2 protein-coding genes and 1 pseudogene are annotated in these 1636 nt (G+C 45.2%); 1 reads left to right on the plus strand and 2 read right to left on the minus strand.

Annotated elements, in window-relative coordinates; translation table 11 throughout:
- Positions 1 to 718, minus strand: a pseudogene (locus tag DKW60_RS22925) (IS5 family transposase); the annotation flags it as partial.
- A 250-nt stretch (positions 719 to 968) separates the two neighbouring features.
- Here DKW60_RS22925 and DKW60_RS22930 point away from each other — a divergent pair.
- Entirely contained in the window at positions 969 to 1247 is a 279-nt protein-coding gene (locus tag DKW60_RS22930) for a hypothetical protein (protein ID WP_109839976.1), read from the plus strand.
- Between the two features lie 139 nt (positions 1248 to 1386).
- Here the strand turns inward: DKW60_RS22930 and DKW60_RS22935 are convergent.
- On the minus strand, positions 1387 to 1636 hold a 250-nt coding region (locus DKW60_RS22935; RefSeq protein WP_181389865.1), incomplete at its 5' end, for a hypothetical protein.

Raw genomic sequence — 1636 nt, forward strand, 5'->3', positions numbered from 1 at the left:
GAGGTTCATATCGGACGTTATTTTCCGCAGTAAATCACGGTAGACACAACCCAGCGCATTTTTGATCTTCTTCAGTGCCTTTTGCATCCGTTTAAACTGTCTGGCATGCGCGTAACGCCCAATCTTTGGCAACAAAAAGCGGGCTTGTTTCTCATAAGTTTGACGTAAGAATATGCCGAGTTCATGGGCCAATGTCACTAACTGCTTGCGTGACTGATTTTGTAGCTGGTTATCAGTTGGGAAGCGGATGTTTTTCTCCTGAACGTGTGGTGTCGATCACTACCCGCTTCAGACTGGAGGGTTTAACCAGTTTGCTTTTGAGCCCCGCATCAATGGTGGCTGTCAATAACCACTCACAGCCTTCTTCGCCCAGGCGTTGTCGCCAACGGGTTAGGGAACTGGGGTTACAAGGGAACTCATGCTGGAAAAACGTTTCGCCGCAGAAATACTGCCAGTAAGGTGACTCTAACCATTGTTCAACCACACGCTCATCGGAGACCTTAAACGCATGCTCCAGATACAACAGACCGGCCACCAATCGCACCGGTAAAGCGGCGGCACCGGAGTCACTAAAGCGGGGAGCAATATGCCTCTCCAACAGTGCCCAATCTATTTGATGAGCCAGACGACACAGCGCATGATTTGGGTTGATCAAATCACTGAGCCGGGTCTTAAAGAGATCGTCCTGAGGATCATTGACAGTGGGTTTAGGCTTCATAAAACACACTCATTCTGCAACTTATTAGGCTGAGCGCAGCAAATAGTGAGAGATTGACCGCACTGAGTGATTATTTTATCAAACAATATCAATGCGTTAAATATTATTCAGGGTCGACTAATTAGCTTTTTGGATGAGGCTTTATAGGGAAAATAGAACCGTTTAGGCAGATATCAAAACTTTTCGGCCAGAAATAGTCTATCAAGAGAGTGTCACTTCCGATTACTACATTTGAAAGGATGCAATAAACATGAAAACGATCAATTATTCAACACTGTCTACTCTACTGATTGCTGGTGTATTTACGGCAGCATGCAGTCAACAACAAACACAATCAGGATCAATGAGTACAGGAGCACAACAAGCAGCTGATCAGCAAGTAATGGATGCCCAAATTCCTCCTAAGGTCGTTCCTGTCGAACCCGTTAAGCCAATGCAAACTTATCGCCCAATGGTTAAGCCTAAGCAAGTACTCAAAGTGCGGCCTATGGTCAAACCTAAACAAGTCCTTAAAGTACGTCCTATATAGTTTGATACTTTCACGACTCTGAATGGTGAATAAAAACCCTAGCATGATATCCGCTAGGGTTTTTTTATTAGGTATCCAATCGGTACTCGGTGTTGAGCAAGGCAATTAGCCATTCATTTGAGTCAAACAGTGAGGAGTCTCATTCTTGATCCTTAAAGAAATCATCTAAAAAATCAGCTGCAGCATGACTGGAGTTCCTGTCTAAGTACCTTAGCCCTGAAGACATATATTCACGCTCTAGCTCCAACGACTCTTCTGTAACATCCGGGCCCAAGCTGTCTTCAGTATTCACTCCCCTCTCTTGTTCCTCCCACTCCTGTTCTAGGTTTTTCAAACCCTTGATGGCTTGAGTATCAGCAGCTGCCTGGGCTTCGGCTGCTGCTTGAGCT

This window comes from Leucothrix pacifica (assembly GCF_003172875.1).
GTDB lineage: Bacteria > Pseudomonadota > Gammaproteobacteria > Thiotrichales > Thiotrichaceae > Leucothrix > Leucothrix pacifica.

What these genes read in the sequence shown, in the direction of transcription:
- DKW60_RS22930 (WP_109839976.1), top strand. Translation starts at nt 969, where the DNA reads ATGAAAACGATCAATTATTCAACACTGTCTACTCTACTGATTGCTGGT.